The sequence below is a fragment of the Rhodococcus sp. NPDC057135 genome (assembly GCF_042670865.1).
Lineage (GTDB): Bacteria > Actinomycetota > Actinomycetes > Mycobacteriales > Mycobacteriaceae > Rhodococcus_F.
Genome location: NZ_JBHUUU010000026.1, coordinates 14726 through 35035 on the forward strand (window position 1 = coordinate 14726; position 20310 = coordinate 35035).

A 20310-nucleotide genomic window follows, 5' to 3' on the forward strand; every position below is an offset into this window, starting at 1 on the left:
GCAAGATTCGGACTATCTGCGACGCTCGACGGATGATCACAGAGGAGAAGTACGCGCTGATCGGAGCGGGCCCGTCTGGATTGGCCGGCGCGCGAAACCTCGATCGGGCCGGGATAGCGTTCGACGGCTTCGAGAGCCACGACAACGTCGGTGGGCTCTGGGACATCGACAACCCGCACAGCACCGTCTACGAGTCGGCGCACCTCATCTCTTCGAAGGGCACCACCGCGTTCGCGGAGTTCCCGATGGCGGATTCGGTGGCCGACTACCCGAGCCACGTCGAACTCGCCGAGTATTTCCGCGACTATGCCGACACTCACGATCTTCGCAGGCACTTCACCTTCGGTACTACGGTCATCGACGTTTCGCCCGTGGATTCGCTGTGGCAGGTCACCACGCGCAGCCGCAACGGTGAGACATCGGTTGCGCGGTACCGAGGCGTGATCATCGCAAACGGAACGTTGTCGAAGCCGAACATGCCGACGTTCCGCGGCGACTTCACCGGCACGTTGATGCACACGAGCGAGTACCGCAGCGCCGAGATCTTCCGTGGGAAGAAGGTACTGGTCATCGGAGCGGGCAACAGTGGATGTGACATCGCAGTTGACGCCGTCCACCAGGCAGAGTCCGTCGACATGAGCGTTCGGCGAGGCTACTACTTCGTTCCGAAGTATCTGTTCGGCCGTCCCTCGGACACCTTGAATCAGGGAAAGCCGTTGCCGCCGTGGATCAAACAACGCGTCGACACGCTGGTGCTCAAGCAGTTCACGGGAGATCCGGTGCGGTTCGGATTTCCGGCGCCGGACTACAAAATCTATGAATCGCATCCGGTCGTGAACTCGTTGATCCTGCACCACGTCGGACACGGTGACGTGCACGTGCGCGGCGATATCGACCGGTTCGACGGCAGGACGGTTCATTTTGTCGACGGTTCGTCCGCCGTTTACGACCTCGTTCTCTGCGCCACGGGGTATCACCTCGATTACCCCTTCATCGCGCGCGCGGACCTGGACTGGTCGGGCGCTGCCCCGGACCTGTTCCTCAAAGTCGCGAGTCGTCGCCACGACAGTCTCTTCGTACTCGGGATGGTGGAAGCCTCCGGGCTCGGGTGGCAGGGTCGCTTCGAGCAAGCCGAGTTGGTGGCCAAATTGATCGCGGCACGCACCGAAGCTCCCGACGCGGCACGCGAATTCACGGCATCGGCAGCCGGTCCGCCACCCGATCTGTCCGGGGGATACAAGTACCTGAAGCTGGGTCGAATGGCCTACTACGTGAACAAGGACGCCTACCGATCGGCGATCAAGCGGCACATCGGACTGCTCGATACTGCTCTGGCGAAGGGAGGGCAGTGATGCCGATCGACGACGTGGTTCTCAACTTCAACCCGGGATCGTTGATGATCCTCAACGTGGTGCTCGCTGCGATCATGCTGGGGATCGCCCTCGACACCTCGGTCGACGACTTCCGTCGTGCGCTCACCAAACCCAAGGCGATGGCGGTGGGTATCGCTGCCCAATTCCTGCTGTTGCCGGCAGTGACATTTGCCCTGACGCTGATTCTCTCGCCGGCTCCGTCGGTAGCACTCGGCATGATCCTGGTGGCATGCTGCCCACCAGGAAACATCTCGAACGTCCTGACTCACCGGGCGGGCGGCGACGTCGCGCTCTCGGTGTCCATGACGGCGGTGTCGAACGTCCTCGCGATCTTCCTCATGCCGCTCAATCTCGCCTTCTGGGGGAGCCGACGCTCGGAGACCGACGCGCTGTTGCAGTCTGTGAACTTGAATGCGCTCGAGATGGTCGTTCAAATCGCGCTCATCATCGGTGTGCCGTTTGTTGTCGGCATCTGGGCGGCGCGAAAGTTCCCGGAGGTCGCGGCGAAAGCACAGCCGTGGGTGAAGAACGGCTCGTTGGTGGCGCTTTTGATCTTCATCGTTGCGGGAGTGTCGGGGAACGCGTCGTACTTCGTCGACTACATCGGGGTGGTACTACTTGCGGTCTTCCTGCACGACACGGTTGCCCTCGCATTGGGATACTTCTGCGGCGCCGTCACCGGGTTGAACGAATACAGCCGTCGCGCAGTTTCGTTCGAGGTCGGCATCCGCAACGCCGGACTGGGCCTCGGATTGGTATTCACCTTCTTCGACGGACTCGGCGGTATGGCCATCGTGGCCGGCTGGTGGGGGATCTGGGACATCATCGCCGGGTTGGCTTTGGCGACGATCTGGTCCAAGCGCCGTACCAGAAAGGCGGTGCCGGCATGACTGTCGCACTGGTAACGGGCGGAAACGGCTTCCTGGGCACGGCTGTCATCGACGCACTGATCGCACGAGGCATCACCGTCGTCTGTGCCGACCTCACGGTGAAGGCAACACCGGACGATCGAGTCCACCGCGTTCGAGCGGACGTGTGCGACCCCGCAGAATTGGGGCGGGTGTTCGGTGAGCACCGACCGGACGTCGTGATCCACCTCGCTTCCATCGTGAATCCCGGCAAGAACACGACAGCGGAGCAGGAGTACCGCGTCGACGTCGACGGGACACGAAACGTGCTCGCGGCCTGCGTCGAACACGGGGTTGGACGGATTGTCGTGTCTTCGTCCGGGGCGGCGTACGGCTACCACTCCGACAGCCCGGCGTGGATCACCGAGGACGTTCCCGTTCGCGGCAACGACGAATTCACTTACAGTCGGCACAAACGCCTGGTCGAGGAGATGCTCGCCGAGTATCGCGTCGTACATCCGCGGTTGGAGCAAGTTGTATTCCGGATCGGCACGATCTTGGGGGAGAGCGTCGACAACCAGATCACCGCGTTGTTCGATCGCCGCAAGCTGCTCAAGGTCGCCGGGAGCGACAGCCCTTTCGTGTTCGTCTGGCACACGGACGTGGCGAGCGCCTTTGCCGAGGCTGTGACCGGAAACCAGGTGGGCATCTTCAACGTCGCGGGCGACGGTGCGCTGACAGTCGACGAACTGGCTTCCCGGATGGGCAAGAGCACGGTGACGCTTCCCGCTTGGCTGCTCCGGGGCGTTCTACGCGTCGGACGGCGATTGGGTTTGACGGAACACGGTCCGGAGCGGGTCGGATTTCTCCAGTACCGGCCGGTCCTCGACAATCGGCGGCTCAAGGAACAGTTCGGATACGTCCCCGAGTATTCGAGCGAGGGCGCGTTTGCGGCTTACCTCGCCTCACGCTGACCCCTTCGGCAGACGGTCGTGGAAGGATCGGAGTTGTCCGTCGACGTTTCGAGAAGGGACTGCCAGTGTCACAAAAAGATGGGGTCGAGAATGATGGGTCAGCACCCGGTTTTTCCGTGCACCAGGTAGTCGAAGCTGCTGATGCACTCGACGACAAGGACTTCCTCGCCGTCGTCCGCGCAGTGGTCGAGCGTCGTCCGAGCTTGTCGGTCCTTCTTTCCGTGGTGGACACCGCTGCCGCGAGCCTCGAGCCGAACCGTGTCGAGGAAGCGGACACGATCACCGACGCCGAAGAAGTCGAACTGCCCGACACTGTTGTGGAGGTCGACGAGATCATCGATGTCCCGGTGGTCCTTGCGACAGATCCGAGAATCCCCGAACCCGACTACACCGAAGGGGGAGTCCCCACTTTCGACCGCGTTCGGGAGAAGATAGAGGGGCGCTTCGGTACCTCCATAGGTTCGGCCGAATTGGCACACGAAAGTCCTGCCGGAAAGTCCGTCGACGAGCAGTGGGACGAGCGCCAGAAGGCTGCAAAAGCCAAGCTCGAGGAGATCCGGCGATCCATGGGTAAGTAATTATGCATTCCGATGCACAATGATGCATACTGTGTGACATGACTGAAGGTGGTACGACCGAGAACGCACGCAAGCCGATCAGAGTCGCCGTTGCCGGCGCCAGTGGGTACGCCGGTGGTGAGGTTCTGCGTCTGCTTCTCGGGCACCCCTCCTATATCGACGGCACTCTGGTGATCGGTTCGCTGACTGCCGGTGGCAACGCCGGTTCGACGCTCGGTGAGCATCACCCCCACTTGCTCCCACTCTCGTCGCGGGTGCTCGAAGAGACCACTGTCGAAATTCTCTCGGGCCACGACGTCGTCTTCCTCGGTCTCCCGCACGGAAATTCGGCTCAGTACGCCAAGCTGCTACCCGAATCGACGGTCATCATCGACTGCGGTGCGGACTTCCGGCTGCAAGATTCCGCAGCCTGGGAGAAGTACTACAAGAGCACTCATGCCGGCACTTGGCCCTACGGGCTTCCTGAACTGCCCGGTGCCCGCGAAAAATTGGTAGGCGCAACCCGCATCGCCGTTCCGGGCTGCTACCCGACGGCAGCGAGCCTCGCGCTGGCCCCCGCCGTTGCCGCGGGGATCGTGGACTCACACGTGAACGTGGTTGCGGTCAGTGGTACTTCGGGCGCCGGCCGGGCGCCGAAGGCTGATCTGCTGGGTTCGGAGGTCATGGGCTCGGTCCGCGCATACGGCGTCGGCGGCGTCCATCGCCACACCCCTGAGATCATTCAGAATCTCTCGGCAGCAGGCGGCAAGGACATCACAGTGTCTTTCACTCCGGTCCTCGCCCCCATGCCGCGCGGTATCCTCGCGACCTGCACGGCGGCCACCACCGCGACCGAAGAGCAGGCACGCGAAGTCTACGAAAAGGCATACAACGACGAGCCGTTCATCCATGTGCTGCCTGCCGGAGTCTTCCCGCAGACCGGCGCCGTGATCGGATCGAATGCCGTGCAGATCGGTGTCACCGTGGACGCCGACGCCGGTCAGCTCGTTGTCATCTCGGCAATCGACAATCTCACCAAGGGCACCGCCGGTGGCGCTGTGCAATCGATGAACCTTGCCCTTGGCCTACCCGAGACCGCAGGTCTCTCTACCGTGGGAGTAGCTCCGTGAGCACCGACAATCCGCAGCAGATCGACAACCCAACCGAATCCGACGTGGTTCACGTCGCCGGGGGACGTCTGCTCCGTACACAGGGCGTCACCGCACCTGCCGGATTCCGCGGTGCCGGAATTGCCGCCGGTATCAAGAAGAGTGGCAAGTCGGACCTCGCACTGGTGCTCAACGAGGGCCCTGATCTGGCCGCTGCCGGCGTCTTCACCCTGAACAAGGTCAAGGCTGCTCCGGTGCTGTGGTCGCAGCAGGTCTTGACGACGGGCAAGCTGCGCGCGGTGGTGCTCAACTCGGGCGGCGCGAACGCCTGCACGGGCGCGGGTGGATTCCAGGATGCACACAAAACTGCCGAGGAAGTTGCTTCGGCACTGAGCAATTGGGGAACCGAGACGGGCGCGATCGAGGTCGCCGTGTGTTCCACCGGACTCATCGGTGACCGGTTGCCCATGGACAAGCTGATCCCCGGTGTCACGGAGGTCGTGCACGAACTTGCCGGCGGAATCTCCGGCGGCACCGACGCGGCATACGCGATCATGACCACGGACACCGTGCCGAAGCAGGCGTCGCTGCACCACGCGAACAAGTGGAACGTCGGCGGAATGGCCAAGGGCGCAGGCATGCTCGCGCCTGCGCTGGCCACCATGCTGTGCGTCGTCACGACTGATGCCGTCGCAACGGCCGAGCAGCTCGACACCGCGTTGCGCGCCGCCACCCACCTGAGCTTCGATCGTCTCGACGTCGACGGCGCGACGTCCACCAACGACACGGTGCTGCTGTTGGCCTCCGGAGCCAGCGGTGTGACGCCTACGCAGGACGAGCTCAACGCCGCAGTATTCGCAGTATGTGACGACCTCGCCGATCAGTTGATGGCCGACGCCGAGGGCGTCACCAAGCGGGTCAAGGTGACGGTTCGCGGCGCAGCGTCCGAATCCGACGCGCTGATCGGCGCCCGGACCGTTGCTCGGGACAGCCTGGTAAAGACGGCGCTTTTCGGATCCGATCCCAACTGGGGTCGCGTCCTCGCAGCAGTGGGTATCGCTCCCATCGAGCTCGATCCAGACCGAATCAGTGTGTCTTTCAACGGGAGTCCGGTCTGCATCGACGGCGTCGGCGCTCCGGGGGCACGTGAGGTCGACCTGAGCGGGATCGACATCGAACTCGACATCGATCTGGGAATCGGCAATGAGTCCGTGAGCATTCGCACCACGGACCTCTCGCATGCCTACGTCGAAGAGAACTCGGCGTACTCGTCATGACCGATACGTATCCCGTCATCAGCGAGCATCAGAAGGCACATGTCCTTGCCGACGCGCTGCCGTGGCTGCAGCGATTCCGCGACAAGGTGGTCGTGGTCAAGTACGGCGGAAACGCCATGATCGACGAGACGCTCAAGACGGCATTTGCCGCCGACATGGCGTTCCTGCGGACTGTCGGCATCCATCCCGTCGTCGTTCACGGCGGTGGCCCGCAGATCAATGCGATGCTGGCACGCCTTGGCATGAAGGGTGAGTTCCGCGGTGGTTTCCGTGTGACGACGCCCGAGGTGATGGACGTCGTTCGGATGGTGCTTTTCGGTCAGGTCGGCCGTGAACTCGTCGGCCTGATCAACGCGCACGGTCCTTATGCGGTCGGTATCTCCGGTGAAGACGCGCACTTGTTCACCGCTACTCGACGCACTGTTGCGGTCGAGGGGGAGCAGACCGACATCGGCCTGGTCGGAGACGTCACCACCGTGAACCCGGACGCGGTACTCGATCTCATTGCGGCAGGACGTATTCCGGTGGTCTCGACCATCGCCCCCGACGCCGACGGTGTCGTCCACAACATCAATGCCGATACTGCTGCTGCGGCACTGGCCGAGGCAATCGGTGCGGAGAAGCTCGTTGTCCTCACCGATGTCGAAGGTCTGTACACCGATTGGCCGGACCGATCCTCGCTGGCCACCGAAATCGACACCGACGCCCTTGCTCAGTTGTTGCCGAGTCTCGATGCCGGCATGGTGCCCAAGATGGAGGCCTGCCTTCGCGCGGTGCGCGGAGGTGTGCCGTCGGCGCACGTGATCGACGGCCGGCTCGAACATTCAGTCCTACTCGAACTTTTCACCGGTGAAGGAATCGGCACGATGGTCGTGCCGGGATCCTCGGTCGCCGGTCCCCAGCAGGGAGCTACCTCATGAGCACGATCGATCTCCAGCAGCGGTGGTCCGCTTCGCTGATGAACAACTACGGCGTACCCCGGGTTGCTCTCGTCCGCGGTGACGGGGCCGTACTCACTGACGCCGACGGCAAGCAGTACGTCGACTTCCTGGCCGGAATCGCCGTCAACATCCTCGGACACGGGCATCCGGCCGTCGTCGAAGCCGTCACGAATCAGTTGTCGACACTGGGCCATGTGTCCAACCTGTACGCCAGCGAGCCGGTCGTCGAGTTGGCGGAGCAGCTGCTCGCTCATCTCGGCAACGTGAGCGGGCGGGCGTTCTTCTGCAACTCCGGTACCGAGGCGAACGAGGCTGCCTTCAAGCTCGCTCGCGCCACCGGCCGGAAGAAGATCATCGCAGCCGAGGGCTCTTTCCACGGTCGCACGATGGGCGCACTCGCTCTGACGGGTCAGCCGGCCAAGCGGGCGCCGTTCGAACCGATGCCTGCCGGTGTCGAGTTCGTGCCGTACGGCGACGTCGAAGCGCTCGAGCGGGCCGTCGATTCCGACACCGCCGCTGTGTTCCTCGAACCGATCATGGGTGAGGGCGGCGTCGTGGTGCCACCGGAGGGATACCTCGTGGAGGCTCGGCGGATCACCGCCGAACGCGGTGCGCTTCTCGTACTCGACGAAGTGCAGACCGGCATCGGCCGGACGGGCTGGTTCTACGCCCATCAGGCCGTCGGCATCGTTCCGGACGTCATCACTCTTGCGAAGGGGCTCGGCGGCGGAATGCCGATCGGCGCCTGCATCGCGACCGGGGCAACGGCAGAGTTGTTCGGGCCGGGTAAGCACGGAACGACGTTCGGTGGAAATCCGGTGTGTGCCGCGGCGGCACTTGCCGTGCTGAAAACCATTGCAGCGGAGGACCTGATCTCGCGCGCGGACAGTTTGGGTAAGTCGATCTCGACTGGCATCGAAGATCTGGGCCATCCGTTGGTCGACTACGTACGGGGATCAGGACTGTTGCTGGGTGTCGTGCTGACCGAGGACGTCGCGCCGGCGGTGGAAAATGCAGCCCGCGAAGCCGGGTACCTTGTGAATGCAGCGCAACCCGGAGTGATCCGGTTGGCGCCGCCGCTGATCCTCACGGATGAGCAGGCCGAAACCTTCGTGGCAGCACTACCTGCCATCTTCGACAGTGCACTATCGGCTGACCAGCCGGGGGAGAAGTGACTACCGTGGTGAAACACTTTCTCAGGGACGACGATCTGACTCCGGCGCAGCAGGCCGAAGTTCTGGAACTCGCTGCGATTCTCAAGAAGGACCCGTTCGCTCGGCGTCCACTCGAGGGCCCACGCGGAGTCGGCGTCATCTTCGAGAAGAACTCGACGCGTACACGTTTCTCGTTCGAGATGGGCATCGCACAGATGGGCGGCCACGCCGTCGTCGTCGACGGGCGCAGCACCCAACTCGGGCGTGAAGAGACGCTGGCGGACACCGGACGCGTTCTCTCCCGCTACGTCGACGCCGTCGTGTGGCGCACGTTCGGCCAGAAGCGCTTGGAGCAGATGGCAACGGGCGCAACCATTCCCATCGTCAACGCGTTGTCGGACGAGTTTCACCCCTGTCAGGTTCTGGCCGATCTGCAAACGCTGATCGAGCAGAAGGGTGAGCTCAAGGGGCTGAAGCTGACCTACCTGGGTGACGGCGCCAACAACATGGCTCACTCACTGATGCTCGGCGGAGTCACCGCAGGCATCGACGTCACCATTGCCAGCCCCGCGGGCTTCGAACCGGCGGACTGGGTAGTGGCAGCAGCACGCAAACGCGCCGAGGAAACCGGCGCGACCATCACGCTGACGCAAGACCCGCAGGCCGGCGTCGTCGGCGCCGACGCGTTGGTCACAGACACCTGGACCTCGATGGGTCAGGAGAACGACGGACTCGATCGGGTCGGACCTTTCCGTCCGTTCCAGATCAACAAGGAGCTGCTCGCAAAGGCAGATCCGAAGGCCGTCGTCCTGCACTGCCTGCCCGCGCATCGCGGCGAAGAGGTCACCGACGAGGTTCTCGACGGGCCGCAGAGTGTTGTCTGGGACGAGGCGGAGAACCGTCTGCACGCCCAGAAGGCATTGCTCGTGTGGCTGCTGGAACAGCGAACCCAACTGGACCCGGCGTGAGCGTCGCTCCCACTCGGGCTGGTCGCCAGTCGCGCATCATCGCGCTTCTGGCGGCTCACCCTGTCCGAAGTCAGACGGAGCTGGCGGCCTTGCTCGGTGCCGAGGGCATCGAAGCAACGCAGGCGACGCTCTCGCGTGACCTCGAAGAGCTGGGAGCGGTGAAACTGCGTGCCGCCGACGGCGGCGCCGGTGTTTACGTGGTGCCGGAAGACGGGAACCCGGTACGCGGTGTGTCCGGCGGTACCGACCGCCTCTCACGGCTGTTGGGTGAGTTGTTGGTCTCCACCGATTTCAGCGGCAACATGGCGATCCTCCGGACACCGCCGGGAGCCGCGCACTACCTCGCGAGCGCACTGGATCGGTCCTCGATGCCGGACATCGTGGGCACGATCGCCGGAGATGACACCATCTTCGTAGTGGCCCGGGAACCGCTTTCCGGAGCGGAACTCGCGGCCATGATCGAATCGCTCGCCTGACCCCTTATTCTTTGATAGAGATTTTCAACCGAAGGAGCACAAAAACCATGGCCGATCGCGTCGTACTCGCCTACTCGGGCGGGCTGGACACTTCTGTTGCCATCAGTTGGATCGGTAAGGAGACGGGCGCTGAAGTTGTCGCCGTCGCCATCGATCTGGGGCAGGGTGGCGAGGACATGGAGGTCGTGCGTCAGCGCGCGATCGACTGCGGCGCAGTCGAATCCGTTGTCGTCGACGCCCGCGACGAGTTCGCGGACGAATACTGCCTGCCGACCATCGCGGCCAACGCCCTGTACATGGACCGCTACCCGCTCGTCTCAGCCATCAGCCGTCCGCTGATCGTCAAGCACATCGTCGAAGCTGCACGCTCGCACGGCGGCACCATCGTCTCGCACGGTTGCACCGGTAAGGGCAACGACCAGGTTCGCTTCGAGGTCGGATTCGGCGCCCTCGCACCCGACCTGCAGGTCATCGCACCGGTCCGCGACTACGCCTGGACCCGCGAGAAGGCCATCGCCTTCGCCGAAGAGAACAACATCCCGATCAACGTCTCCAAGAAGTCGCCGTTCTCGATCGACCAGAACGTCTGGGGCCGCGCCGTCGAGACCGGATTCCTCGAGGATCTGTGGAACGCGCCGACGAAGGACGTCTACGACTACACCCAGGACCCGACGGTCAACTGGAACGCACCCGACGAGCTCATCATCAGCTTCGACAAGGGCCGCCCGGTCGCCATCGACGGCCGCCCGGTATCGGTTCTCGAAGCCATTCAGGAACTGAACAAGCGCGCAGGCGCTCAGGGCGTCGGCCGTCTCGACGTCGTCGAGGACCGTCTCGTGGGCATCAAGAGCCGTGAGATCTACGAAGCTCCCGGCGCGATGGTTCTCATCACCGCACACCAGGAACTCGAGCACGTCACCCTCGAACGCGAACTCGGTCGCTACAAGCGTCAGATGGAGCAGCGTTGGTCCGAGCTGGTCTACGACGGCCTCTGGTTCTCGCCCCTCAAGGATGCACTGGACACGTTCGTCGACAAGACGCAGGAACGCGTCACCGGCGACATCCGTCTCTTCCTGCACGGTGGAGCCATCACCGTCAACGGCCGTCGTAGCCCGGAGTCGCTCTACGACTTCAACCTCGCGACGTACGACGAGGGCGACAGCTTCGACCAGTCTGCATCGAAGGGCTTCGTCGAGATCCACGGTCTGTCGTCGAAGGTCGCCGCGAAGCGCGATCTGGGACTCTGAGCCATGACGGCTCACGGTGACGGAGACGCCCAAAAACACGGCACCAACGAAGGTGCGCTGTGGGGCGGGCGGTTCGAGTCCGGACCGGCCGCTGCGATGGCGGCGCTGAGCAAGTCGACTCACTTCGACTGGGTCCTCGCTCCGTACGACGTGCGGGCGTCGCAGGCGCATGCACGTGTGCTGAACAAGGCCGGCCTGCTCAGCGAAGCCGACCTCGCGACGATGCTCGACGGTCTCGACCGTCTGGCGGCAGATGTCGCCAGTGGCGCCTTCGGGCCCAGTGATTCGGACGAGGACGTACACGGCGCACTCGAGCGTGGTCTGATCGAGCGCGTCGGGCCTGAGGTCGGTGGACGCCTGCGTGCTGGTCGTTCACGTAACGACCAGGTGGCCACGCTGTTCCGCATGTGGCTTCGCGATGCGGTCCGCCGCATCTCCACCGGAGTTCTCGACGTGATCGACGCATTGGCGACTCAGGCCGGGGCGCATCCGGATGCCGTGATGCCGGGCAAGACGCACCTGCAGGCGGCTCAGCCGGTCTTGTTGGCGCATCACCTGCTCGCTCACGCACATCCACTGTTGCGGGACGTGCAGCGCCTTCGCGACTTCGACGTGCGAGCTGCGGTGTCCCCGTACGGTTCCGGTGCACTGGCCGGTTCCTCACTCGGACTCGATCCCGAAGCGATTGCGGCGGAACTGAAGTTCGACAGCTCGGCCGAGAACTCGATCGACGCAACGGCTTCGCGTGATTTCGCAGCCGAGGCAGCGTTCGTGCTCGCAATGATCGGTGTCGATCTCTCCCGTATGGCGGAGGAGATCATCATCTGGAGCACACCGGAGTTCGGCTACATCACGCTTGCCGACGCGTGGTCCACGGGATCGTCGATCATGCCGCAGAAGAAGAATCCGGATGTCTCGGAACTCACGCGCGGTAAGTCGGGTCGTTTGATCGGTAACCTCACCGGATTGTTGGCGACGCTCAAGGCTCAGCCGCTGGCGTACAACCGCGATCTGCAAGAGGACAAGGAACCGGTCTTCGACTCGGTTGCGCAGCTCGAGATGTTGCTCCCGGCCATCACCGGCCTGGTGCAGACTCTCGAGTTCCACACCGAGCGTATGGCGGAACTTGCTCCGGCAGGGTTCACGTTGGCCACCGACATCGCGGAGTGGATGGTGCGTCAGGGCGTGCCGTTCCGGGTTGCACACGAGGCAGCCGGAGCGTGTGTGCGTGTCGCCGAAGCACGAGGGGTCGGACTCGAAGATCTCACGGACGAGGAACTGGCCGACGTCGACAGCGCGCTGACGCCCGCTGTTCGTGAGGTGCTGACAGTCGAGGGTTCCATCTCTTCGCGTAATGCACGGGGCGGCACCGCGGGGGTGCGGGTGGCAGAGCAGTTGGACGGAGTCCGAGCAGTGGCGCAGTCGCTGCGGGGATGGACACTCTGACCTCGAGGTCGCGAGTGTCGTCCCTCTCTTTTCGGCAGTAGTCCTTCGGTCGTACGCGGTCAGGGAGCAGAATTTGCTCCCTGACCGCGTACGCGTATTCGTCGTCAGTAGGCTTGTCGCGCGCGGGAAAAATGCGACTGACGTCACATGGTGAGTAACTTGGGAGTGAAATGGTGGGATTGAATTCCAAGTCTGTGCTGGGCCCGATTCGTCGGGTGGTTGCGACAGCACAAAACGGCCTCGAGGTCGTCCGGTTGGGTGGGTTGGAAACGGATGCGACCACGTCGCCGTTCGAGATCGTCGAACGCGCAGCGATGTATCGGCTACGGCGCTACTTTCCGGACAGTGACCCGGAAACCGTCGGCGCACCGATCTTGCTGATCCCGCCGATGATGATGTCGGCGAACGTGTACGACGTGACCCGCGACCAGGGCGCTGTGGGAATTCTGCACGAGATGGGCCTTGACCCTTGGGTCGTCGATTTCGGTTCGCCCGACTCCGAAGAAGGCGGTTGGGATCGCAATCTTGCCGATCACATCATCGCTCTCAGCGACATCGTCGATCACATCCACCGTCACACCGGTAAAGATGTTCACATCTCCGGTTACTCGCAGGGTGGAATGTTCGCCTATCAGGCTGCTGCCTACCGACGCAGCCGAAACATAGCCAGTGTCATCACCTTCGGCAGCCCGGTCGACACACTCGCTGCATTGCCTTTCGGTATCCCGGCCGGATTGGCTACCAAGGGTGCGGATTTCCTCGCCGATCACGTCTTCAATCGCCTCGCAGTCACCGGATGGATGGCTCGTACCGGGTTCCAGTTGCTCGATCCCGTGAAGTCGCTGAAGATGCGCGTGGACTTCCTGCTTCAACTGCACGACCGTGAGGCGTTGCTACCGAGAGAGCAGCAGCGACGCTTCCTCGCCACCGAGGGTTGGGTTGCGTGGTCGGGGCCCGCGGTAGCCGAACTGCTCAAGCAGTTCATCGTGCACAACAGGATGATGACCGGCGGTTTTGTCATCAAGGATCAATTGGTGTCTCTCGCCGAAATCACCTGCCCCATCCTGGCCTTTGTCGGCGAGGTCGACGACATCGGTCAGCCGCAAGCGGTTCGCGGTATCAGTCAAGCGGCTCCGCGGGCGAAGGTCTATGAATCTACTTTGCGCGCAGGTCATTTCGGTTTGGTTGTCGGTTCCACCGCGGCCAATCACACCTGGCCGACAACCGGTGAATTCGTGCAGTGGACCGAAACGGGTGGGCCGCTCCCGGACCGCATCGCGAACATGGTCTACGGCGCCGATCTCGAAGACCAGACCGGGGTGTCGATCAGCAATCGGATCATCCACACCGTCGCCTCGGTCGCCGAAGTAGGGGCAGGCGTCACCAAGGGAATCAGTGACCTTGCCGCCGGCGCCTTGCGCGGCACTTTCGAGTTGTCCGGCGAGGCAGCGCGCGCGTTGCCACGTCTGGCGCGGCTCAACCAGATTCAGCCGCACACCAAGATCTCCCTGAGCCAATTGCTCGCGGAGCAGCGTCGAAAGGCGCCGAACGGCGAGTGCTTCCTCTTCGACAATCGCGTGCACACCTACGAAGCGGTCAACGCCCGCATCGACAATGTCGTGCGCGGATTGATCTCCGTGGGAGTGCGTCCGGCAGCGCATGTCGGTGTTCTGATGGAGACCCGTCCCAGCGCACTTGCGGCCATCGCGGCTCTCTCGCGACTCGGTGCCGTTGCCGTCATGCTTCCGCCAGGGTCCGACATCACGGCGGCGGTCAAGCTGGGATCGGTCGATCGGATCATCACCGATCCGGAGAACGTCGATGCCGCAGTGGTTACCGGTAGGCCTGTTCTGGTTCTCGGCGGCGGCGATGCCCGTGGCCTCGAGGTGGATCCGTCGCACGACGTGATCGATCTCGAACAAATCGATCCGACGAAGGTCAATCTGCCCGGGTGGTACCGACCGGATCCCGGTGTCGCCCGCGAACTCGCGTTCATCATCTTTGCGGAATCCGGCGGTGTGCTCGAAGCCAAGCAGATCACCAACTACCGGTGGGCATTGTCGGCCTTCGGCACGGCCACGGCGGCAGATCTCGATCGCGGTGACACCGTGTACTGCCTTGCGCCGCTCCACCATTCGTCGAGTTTGCTCGCGACCATCGGTGGCGCAATGGCCGGTGGTTCCCGGATTGCTCTCTCACGCGGACTGAACCCGGCGAGGTTTGTCGAAGAAATCCACCGCTACGGCGTGACGGTCGTGAGTTACACGTGGTCGATGATGCGCGAGATCCTCGACGAGGATCTTCTCCTCATCGACGGTAGCCATCCGGTCCGCCTGTTCATCGGTTCGGGAATGCCCCATGGTCTGTGGAAGCGGACCACGGAGGCGTTCGACCCCGCGCAGGTGCTCGAGTTCTATGCGTCGACCGAAGGTGACGTGATTCTCGCCAACGTCGCAGGCTCCAAAGTTGGCTCCAAGGGTCGCCCGCTGCCGGGGAGCGCGCAGGTTCGATTGGCGGCCTACGACCCGCTCAGTGGTCGGCTCCTCGAAAACGGCAACGGATTTGTCCGTGAGTGCGCCGAAGACGAGGTCGGCTTGCTGCTCGGGCGCGCGGGATTCACCGCTGATCTCTCGGGCGGCGCCATGCGAGGTCTCTTCCAAGCCGGCGATTCGTGGATTCCCACCGAGAATCTCTTCCGCCGGGACGGCGACGGCGACTACTGGCTGATCGATCACAAGAACACGGTCATTTCCACCCTCCGCGGTCCCGTGTTCACCCAGCCGATCGTCGACGCTTTGTCGAGTGTCGCGCGGGTAGATCTTGCAGTCGCGTACGGCGTCGGCGACGCACCGCATCAGTTGGCGGTCGCTGCCGTGACCTGGCGTCCGGGTCGGCAGTTCCGGTCTGCCGAGCTTGCAGAGGCTCTCTCGCGCATCGATTTCGACGCTCGCCCGGACATCGTGCACGTGGTGGACGAGATTCCGGTGGGCTCGTCGTACCGTCCGAGCTCTACTGCTTTGGCTGCGGCCGGACTGCCGGCGCCGGGGCCACGGACCTGGTTCCTCGATTCCGAGACGCAATCGTACAAGCGGCTGACCAAGGCAATTGCCGCGCAGTTGATGCCGACGAGGGTGGGCACCGGAGCACGGTAGCCTGAGGACATTCTGTTTGATCGGTTCGAGAGGACTCACGTGGCTATTGATTCGACGTTGCTCAGCATTCTGGCCTGCCCCCAGGACAAGGGCCCGCTGCTGCTGGTCGGGGACGAGTTGCTCTACAACCCCCGTTTGCGGCGCGCGTATCCGATCGAGAACGGCATTCCTGTTCTGTTGATCGACGAGGCACGCGATGTGGCCGACGACGAGCACGAGAAGTTGCTCGCACGGGCCGAAGGCTAGATCGGCAACTCAGCGGTGAGGTACCGCTGGAGGTTCGGAGCTACCAGCGGTACCAGTGCGTCGACGCTCAACGTCGCGAGCGGTTCGAGTCCGAGCACATATCGAGTGACCAGTAGCCCGGCCATCTGAGAGGCCACCAATTCTGCTCTGATCAGGCCGGTGCCGGGTGGTGTGTCCACCCGCGGAATGATGTCGCGCAATACGATATCGAGCAGAAAGCTCTGAATCAGTTGCGATCCGTCTCCGGAAATGGCTGATCGAAAAGCCGCCAGAATCGCCGGCTGATGTTCCGAATCCCAGAGCCCGATCACCGCCCGGAGAAGGCTTTCGCCGAGATTTTCGGTCGGGGAGGTGTGAACCGGTCCCAGTACCTGTGCTGGATCGATCGGTAGCGCGATCGCAGCGGTGAACAACTGCTCCTTGCTCCCGAAATGGTGATGAATCATGGCCGGATCGACGTCAGCGGCCGCGGCTATCGATCGAACGGTAGTTCTTCGAAAACCGTTCCGGGAGAACTCTCGTCGCGCCGAATCGAGAATCTGCGCGCGAGTCTCCGACTTGCCCGGTCGTCGCCCCGAACGAGTCGGCGTCGGCGCGGTGCTGTTGTCGGTCATGGAGTGCGGCGATCGAGTGTGGCCGCGGCCAGCGATAGTGCGGCGGCGGCAAAGCCCGCCATGACGGCGAGATCACGCCACATCTGACCTGTCGCGTCGGCATGCATCGACACTTGTTGAAGCGCGTCGACGGCGTAGCTCAAGGGTAGGACGTTGCTGATCCATTCGAGCCAGGTCGGCAATTGGTCACGAGGTACCAGGAGTCCGCAGAGGAAGAGCTGTGGAACCACTACGACAGGCATGAACTGCACTGCTTGGAATTCGGTCTTCGCGAACGCACTGGCCAACAGACCAAGAGCAACGCCGAGGATCGCGCCGAGAACTGCAATGACGATGACCCACGCAAGACTGCCCGCGATGGTGAGCCCGAGAAATCCGAAAGCTACCGCGCACGCGAGAGCTGCCTGAGCGGCTGCGGAGAGCGAAAATGCTGCACCGTATCCGGCGAGAAGATCGAGTTTGCCCATCGGAGTGGTGAGCAGGCGTTCGAGTGTGCCTGAACTGCGTTCGCGTTGCATCGCGATGGACGTGACCAGGAACATGACGACGAACGGCAAGATTCCCAACATCGTGATCGCCACTCGTTGGAAGAGCGAAACCTGGCCGGGCGGCGTCGGGACGTCTTGGTAGAGGAAATAGAGCAGAATCATCAGCAACGACGGGACCAACAAGATCATGGCCACCGTGCGGTGATCTTGGCGGAGCTGAAGCAGAATTCGGACGGTAGTAGCGCCGAAGATCCTGATGCTCATGATATTTCGCCTCCGACGGGTGAAGTCCGAATCAGTTCGAGGAAGGCGTCCTCGAGCCGTTCACATCTGGTTTTCGCGCGCAGTTCGTCAGGGGTGAGTTGCGCGAGAAGGTACCCGTCGCGCATCAGAATCAGTTCTGCGCAGTGGTCCGCCTCGTCCATGACGTGGCTCGAGACCAACAGGGTGGTTCCGCTGCGAGCGAGGTCGGCAAATCGTTCCCACAATTCGACGCGAAGGACTGGATCGAGCCCGACGGTCGGTTCGTCGAGGATCAACACATCAGGTGATGCCACCAGCGCGCATGCCAGCGAAACTCGACCGCGTTGACCTCCGGACAGGTCGGCTGCGGTCTGGTCGGCATAACGGCTCAATCCGACGGCGTCAACCGCTGCTGCGACGTCTGCGCCGGATTTTCCGTACAGAGCGCCGAAATACTGAACATTTCGCGTCACCGTCAGGTCGCCGTACACACTGGGGGATTGGGTGACGTATCCGATCCGACGGCGAAGGGCGACGGACCCGGCGCGATGTCCCAGGACTCTGACCTCACCACTTTCGACGATCTGCGTGCCGACTATCGCGCGCATGAGGGTTGTCTTGCCGCAACCGGAGGGTCCGAGCAGTCCGGTGATCGATCCCGCCGAAACTTGCAGGTCAAGCGAGTGGAGTACTTCGTGTTTGCCGCGAATGACTCGGAGTCCGCGGATGTCTATTGCCGGCGTTGTGGTCACTGTGCGCCTCGTTTCAATAATTCATCACTTGTTGAATTATGCGACTCGGCCGACCGGCGAGTCAACGGTGTGGGCACAATCGAAGGGTGAGTATCGAGACCTTGGTAAATGTGAAAAACCCGTTGGAAGCGGGCTTGGCGGTTCTCGGCTCGACCCTGATCGTCGACGAGGTCGCTCTGAGAATTGTCGAGGTGGAGGCTTACGGTGGGGAGAAGGACGGGCCTTGGCCGGATCCGGCAGCGCATTCGTATCGGGGGCAAACGCCGCGAAACAGCGTGATGTTCGGGCGGGCGGGGCGGCTGTACGTCTACCGCAGCTACGGAATGCACTTTTGCATGAACATCTCGTACGGCCCGGATGGTGTCGCGGGCGGTGTTCTGCTCCGAGCCGCCGAAATCGAAGCCGGCCACGATGTGGTGTCCGCACGGAGATCGCCGGACCGGCCGTCTCACCAATGGGCCAGAGGGCCAGGTAATCTCGGCGCTTCCGCCGCAATCACGCTGGGGGACAACGGAACAGACGTGTTCGACCCGGCGTCGCGGATTCGGCTCGAATTGGGGGAGTCGAAGGAATGGGTGAGCGGACCGCGGGTGGGTGTCAGCACCGCGGCGGAGGTCCCGTGGCGCCTCTGGATTCCGGACTCCCCGGCGGTGTCCGCGTATCGCCGAAGCCCGCGAGCACCGGCCACTTCGTGAAGATGGGATGATCGAGTCCGTGACTGAGAATATTCTCGACGAACTGACCTGGCGCGGGCTGATCGCCCAATCAACCGATCTCGACGCTTTGCGTAAAGATCTCGAGGCCGGACCGGTCACGCTGTATGCGGGGTTCGACCCGACCGGACCGAGTCTGCACGCAGGCCACCTGGTTCCGCTCCTTGCGCTCAAGCGTTTTCAGCGCGCCGGCAACCGCCCGATCGTTCTTGCCGGCGGTGCAACGGGCTTGATCGGTGACCCCCGTGACGTCGGGGAACGGACGATGAACTCCGCCGACACCGTCGCAGACTGGGAGGGTCGCATCCGTGGTCAGCTCGAACGATTCGTGGATTTCGACGATTCGCCGACGAGTGCGGTCATCGAGAACAACATGAACTGGACCGGCAAGATGTCGGCCATCGACTTCTTGCGTGATGTGGGCAAACACTTCTCCGTGAACGTGATGCTCGCGCGCGACACCGTCAAGCGTCGCCTCGAATCGGACGGAATGTCGTACACCGAGTTCAGCTACATGCTGCTCCAGGCCAACGACTACCTGCACCTGCGGCGCGATCTCGGCTGCACGTTGCAGGTTGGCGGGTCCGATCAGTGGGGCAACATCATTGCCGGCGTCGAACTCAACCGTCGTGTCGACGGTGAGAGCGTGCACGCATTGACGGTTCCGCTGGTGACCTCGGCCGATGGCAAAAAGTTCGGAAAATCGACCGGTGGCGGCAGTTTGTGGCTCGACCCCGAGATGACCAGCCCGTACGCCTGGTACCAGTACTTCGTGAACACTGGCGACGCCGACGTGATCAAGTACCTGCGCTGGTTCACCTTCTTGACTGCGGACGAACTCGCGGAATTGGAGACTGCAACGGCGGAGCGGCCGCATGCGCGAGAAGCGCAGAAGCGACTCGCCGCGGAGATGACGACCTTGGTTCACGGAGAACACAACACCCGTGCTGTCGAGCTCGCCAGCCAGGCGTTGTTCGGCAAGGCGGAGCTGGCGGAACTCGACGAGTCGACGCTCGCTGCCGCGCTGAAAGAAGCATCTGTCAGCGAATTGGCGCCGGGGGAGCCGCGCACGATCATCGATCTGCTCGTGACGAGCGGTTTGTGTGAGAGCAAGGGAGCTGCTCGCCGCGCAGTGAAAGAGGGCGGCGCTTCGGTGAACAACCAGAAGGTGTCGGCCGACGACTGGGAGCCCACCGCATCCGATCTGCTTCACGGCAGCTGGTTGGTCGTCCGGCGCGGAAAGCGCAACTTCGCCGGCGTGAAAATCCTTCCGAACTGACGTGTGTGGGGTCACAGTTGTCTTGCGAGGCTCCTGTGGCCGCTGGTGGCCCGCCTGCGGGCGGGCTACCAGCGGATTTAACCTGACGAACACCTGCGACCTGCACGTTTGACGCTCAGTTTTCATTCGCGTAACTTTGTCCAAGTCAGAGCGACACGGACACCAACCCCGACCGAGAGGCCGGGGACACGCGGTTGGACGAAGTCGGAGACAGTCACGCTCAGCGGGAACTTGCTTCCCTGGAGCGAACAAGCTAAGATTGTAACCCTTGCCCCGGAGCTTTCAACCTGGTTGAAGTGATGGTGTGTGCGTGTTCTTTGAGAACTCAACAGTGTGTCGATGAATGTCAGTGCCAAATTTTTTTTGGTACTTCGCATGTCGGATGATGTTCCGGGCCTTCGGGTTTCGGTTCTGATGTTCGGGGTGTGAGTATTTTTCGTCGGTGATTGTTCA

The 20310-nt window shown here is 62.8% G+C and carries 19 protein-coding genes; 16 read left to right on the forward strand and 3 right to left on the reverse strand.

The features are described from left to right. Positions 1-32 precede the first annotated feature (32 nt). From ACFT1A_RS30190 to ACFT1A_RS30255, 14 genes are all read left to right on the forward strand, one after another. Entirely contained in the window at positions 33-1352 is a 1320-nt protein-coding gene (locus ACFT1A_RS30190) for a flavin-containing monooxygenase (RefSeq protein ID WP_378450009.1), read from the forward strand. After that, positions 1352-2263, forward strand: coding sequence for a bile acid:sodium symporter family protein (locus ACFT1A_RS30195; RefSeq protein ID WP_378450010.1), 912 nt, complete (start codon positions 1352-1354; stop codon positions 2261-2263). The genes ACFT1A_RS30190 and ACFT1A_RS30195 overlap by 1 nt, the downstream gene beginning before the upstream one ends. After that, positions 2260-3195 (forward strand): SDR family oxidoreductase, encoded by a 936-nt coding sequence (locus ACFT1A_RS30200; protein WP_378450011.1) that lies wholly within the window; start codon positions 2260-2262, stop codon positions 3193-3195. Before ACFT1A_RS30195 ends, ACFT1A_RS30200 begins: the two co-directional genes overlap by 4 nt. Before the next feature lie 116 nt (positions 3196-3311). Then, entirely contained in the window at positions 3312-3773 is a 462-nt protein-coding gene (locus tag ACFT1A_RS30205) for a hypothetical protein (protein WP_378450012.1), read from the forward strand. 38 nt (positions 3774-3811) lie between these two features. Beyond that, positions 3812-4882 carry an N-acetyl-gamma-glutamyl-phosphate reductase gene (gene argC, locus ACFT1A_RS30210; RefSeq protein ID WP_378450013.1) on the forward strand — a complete coding sequence of 357 codons (1071 nt, stop codon included), beginning with the start codon at positions 3812-3814 and terminating at the stop codon, positions 4880-4882. Between the two features lie 44 nt (positions 4883-4926). Next, on the forward strand, positions 4927-6138 hold the full coding sequence (gene argJ / locus ACFT1A_RS30215) for a bifunctional glutamate N-acetyltransferase/amino-acid acetyltransferase ArgJ (RefSeq protein ID WP_317828995.1): 1212 nt from the start codon (positions 4927-4929) through the stop codon (positions 6136-6138). Continuing rightward, positions 6135-7058: an acetylglutamate kinase gene (argB, locus tag ACFT1A_RS30220; protein WP_378450014.1), complete on the forward strand. Its 924-nt coding sequence runs from the start codon at positions 6135-6137 to the stop codon at positions 7056-7058. Before argJ ends, argB begins: the two co-directional genes overlap by 4 nt. Continuing rightward, positions 7055-8254, forward strand: coding sequence for an acetylornithine transaminase (locus tag ACFT1A_RS30225; RefSeq protein WP_378450015.1), 1200 nt, complete (start codon positions 7055-7057; stop codon positions 8252-8254). Before argB ends, ACFT1A_RS30225 begins: the two co-directional genes overlap by 4 nt. After that, on the forward strand, positions 8251-9201 hold the full coding sequence (argF, locus tag ACFT1A_RS30230) for an ornithine carbamoyltransferase (RefSeq protein ID WP_021334039.1): 951 nt from the start codon (positions 8251-8253) through the stop codon (positions 9199-9201). Before ACFT1A_RS30225 ends, argF begins: the two co-directional genes overlap by 4 nt. Continuing rightward, positions 9198-9677 (forward strand): arginine repressor, encoded by a 480-nt coding sequence (locus ACFT1A_RS30235; RefSeq protein ID WP_020907875.1) that lies wholly within the window; start codon positions 9198-9200, stop codon positions 9675-9677. The genes argF and ACFT1A_RS30235 overlap by 4 nt, the downstream gene beginning before the upstream one ends. A 47-nt stretch (positions 9678-9724) precedes the next feature. Then, the gene (locus ACFT1A_RS30240) at positions 9725-10924 is read left to right on the forward strand and encodes an argininosuccinate synthase (RefSeq protein ID WP_003944066.1); all 1200 of its coding nucleotides are present in this window, start codon (positions 9725-9727) and stop codon (positions 10922-10924) included. Positions 10925-10927: 3 nt separating this feature from the next. Then, positions 10928-12370, forward strand: a complete 1443-nt coding sequence (gene argH, locus ACFT1A_RS30245; RefSeq protein WP_378450016.1) for an argininosuccinate lyase — start codon at positions 10928-10930, stop codon at positions 12368-12370. Between the two features lie 170 nt (positions 12371-12540). Then, positions 12541-15522, forward strand: coding sequence for an acyl-CoA synthetase (locus ACFT1A_RS30250; protein WP_378450017.1), 2982 nt, complete (start codon positions 12541-12543; stop codon positions 15520-15522). A gap of 39 nt (positions 15523-15561) precedes the next feature. Next, a complete protein-coding gene (locus ACFT1A_RS30255; protein WP_003944045.1) occupies positions 15562-15768 on the forward strand; it encodes a Trm112 family protein in 207 nt (68 codons plus the stop codon). Here the strand turns inward: ACFT1A_RS30255 and ACFT1A_RS30260 are convergent. From ACFT1A_RS30260 to ACFT1A_RS30270, 3 genes are read right to left on the reverse strand one after another with little or no spacing between them, the layout of a single operon-like run. Beyond that, a complete protein-coding gene (locus ACFT1A_RS30260) occupies positions 15765-16382 on the reverse strand; it encodes a TetR family transcriptional regulator (RefSeq protein ID WP_378450018.1) in 618 nt (205 codons plus the stop codon). The two genes, ACFT1A_RS30255 and ACFT1A_RS30260, sit on opposite strands and share 4 nt — an antisense overlap. After that, a complete protein-coding gene (locus tag ACFT1A_RS30265; RefSeq protein ID WP_003944033.1) occupies positions 16379-17134 on the reverse strand; it encodes an ABC transporter permease in 756 nt (251 codons plus the stop codon). The genes ACFT1A_RS30260 and ACFT1A_RS30265 overlap by 4 nt, the downstream gene beginning before the upstream one ends. After that, a complete protein-coding gene (locus ACFT1A_RS30270) occupies positions 17131-17865 on the reverse strand; it encodes an ABC transporter ATP-binding protein (RefSeq protein ID WP_378450019.1) in 735 nt (244 codons plus the stop codon). The genes ACFT1A_RS30265 and ACFT1A_RS30270 overlap by 4 nt, the downstream gene beginning before the upstream one ends. 86 nt (positions 17866-17951) lie before the next feature. Between ACFT1A_RS30270 and ACFT1A_RS30275 the strand changes: the two genes are divergently transcribed. Both ACFT1A_RS30275 and tyrS read left to right on the forward strand, forming a co-directional pair. After that, positions 17952-18560, forward strand: a complete 609-nt coding sequence (locus ACFT1A_RS30275) for a DNA-3-methyladenine glycosylase (RefSeq protein WP_378450020.1) — start codon at positions 17952-17954, stop codon at positions 18558-18560. A gap of 19 nt (positions 18561-18579) precedes the next feature. After that, positions 18580-19857 (forward strand): tyrosine--tRNA ligase, encoded by a 1278-nt coding sequence (gene tyrS / locus ACFT1A_RS30280; protein WP_378450021.1) that lies wholly within the window; start codon positions 18580-18582, stop codon positions 19855-19857. Positions 19858-20310 lie beyond the last annotated feature (453 nt).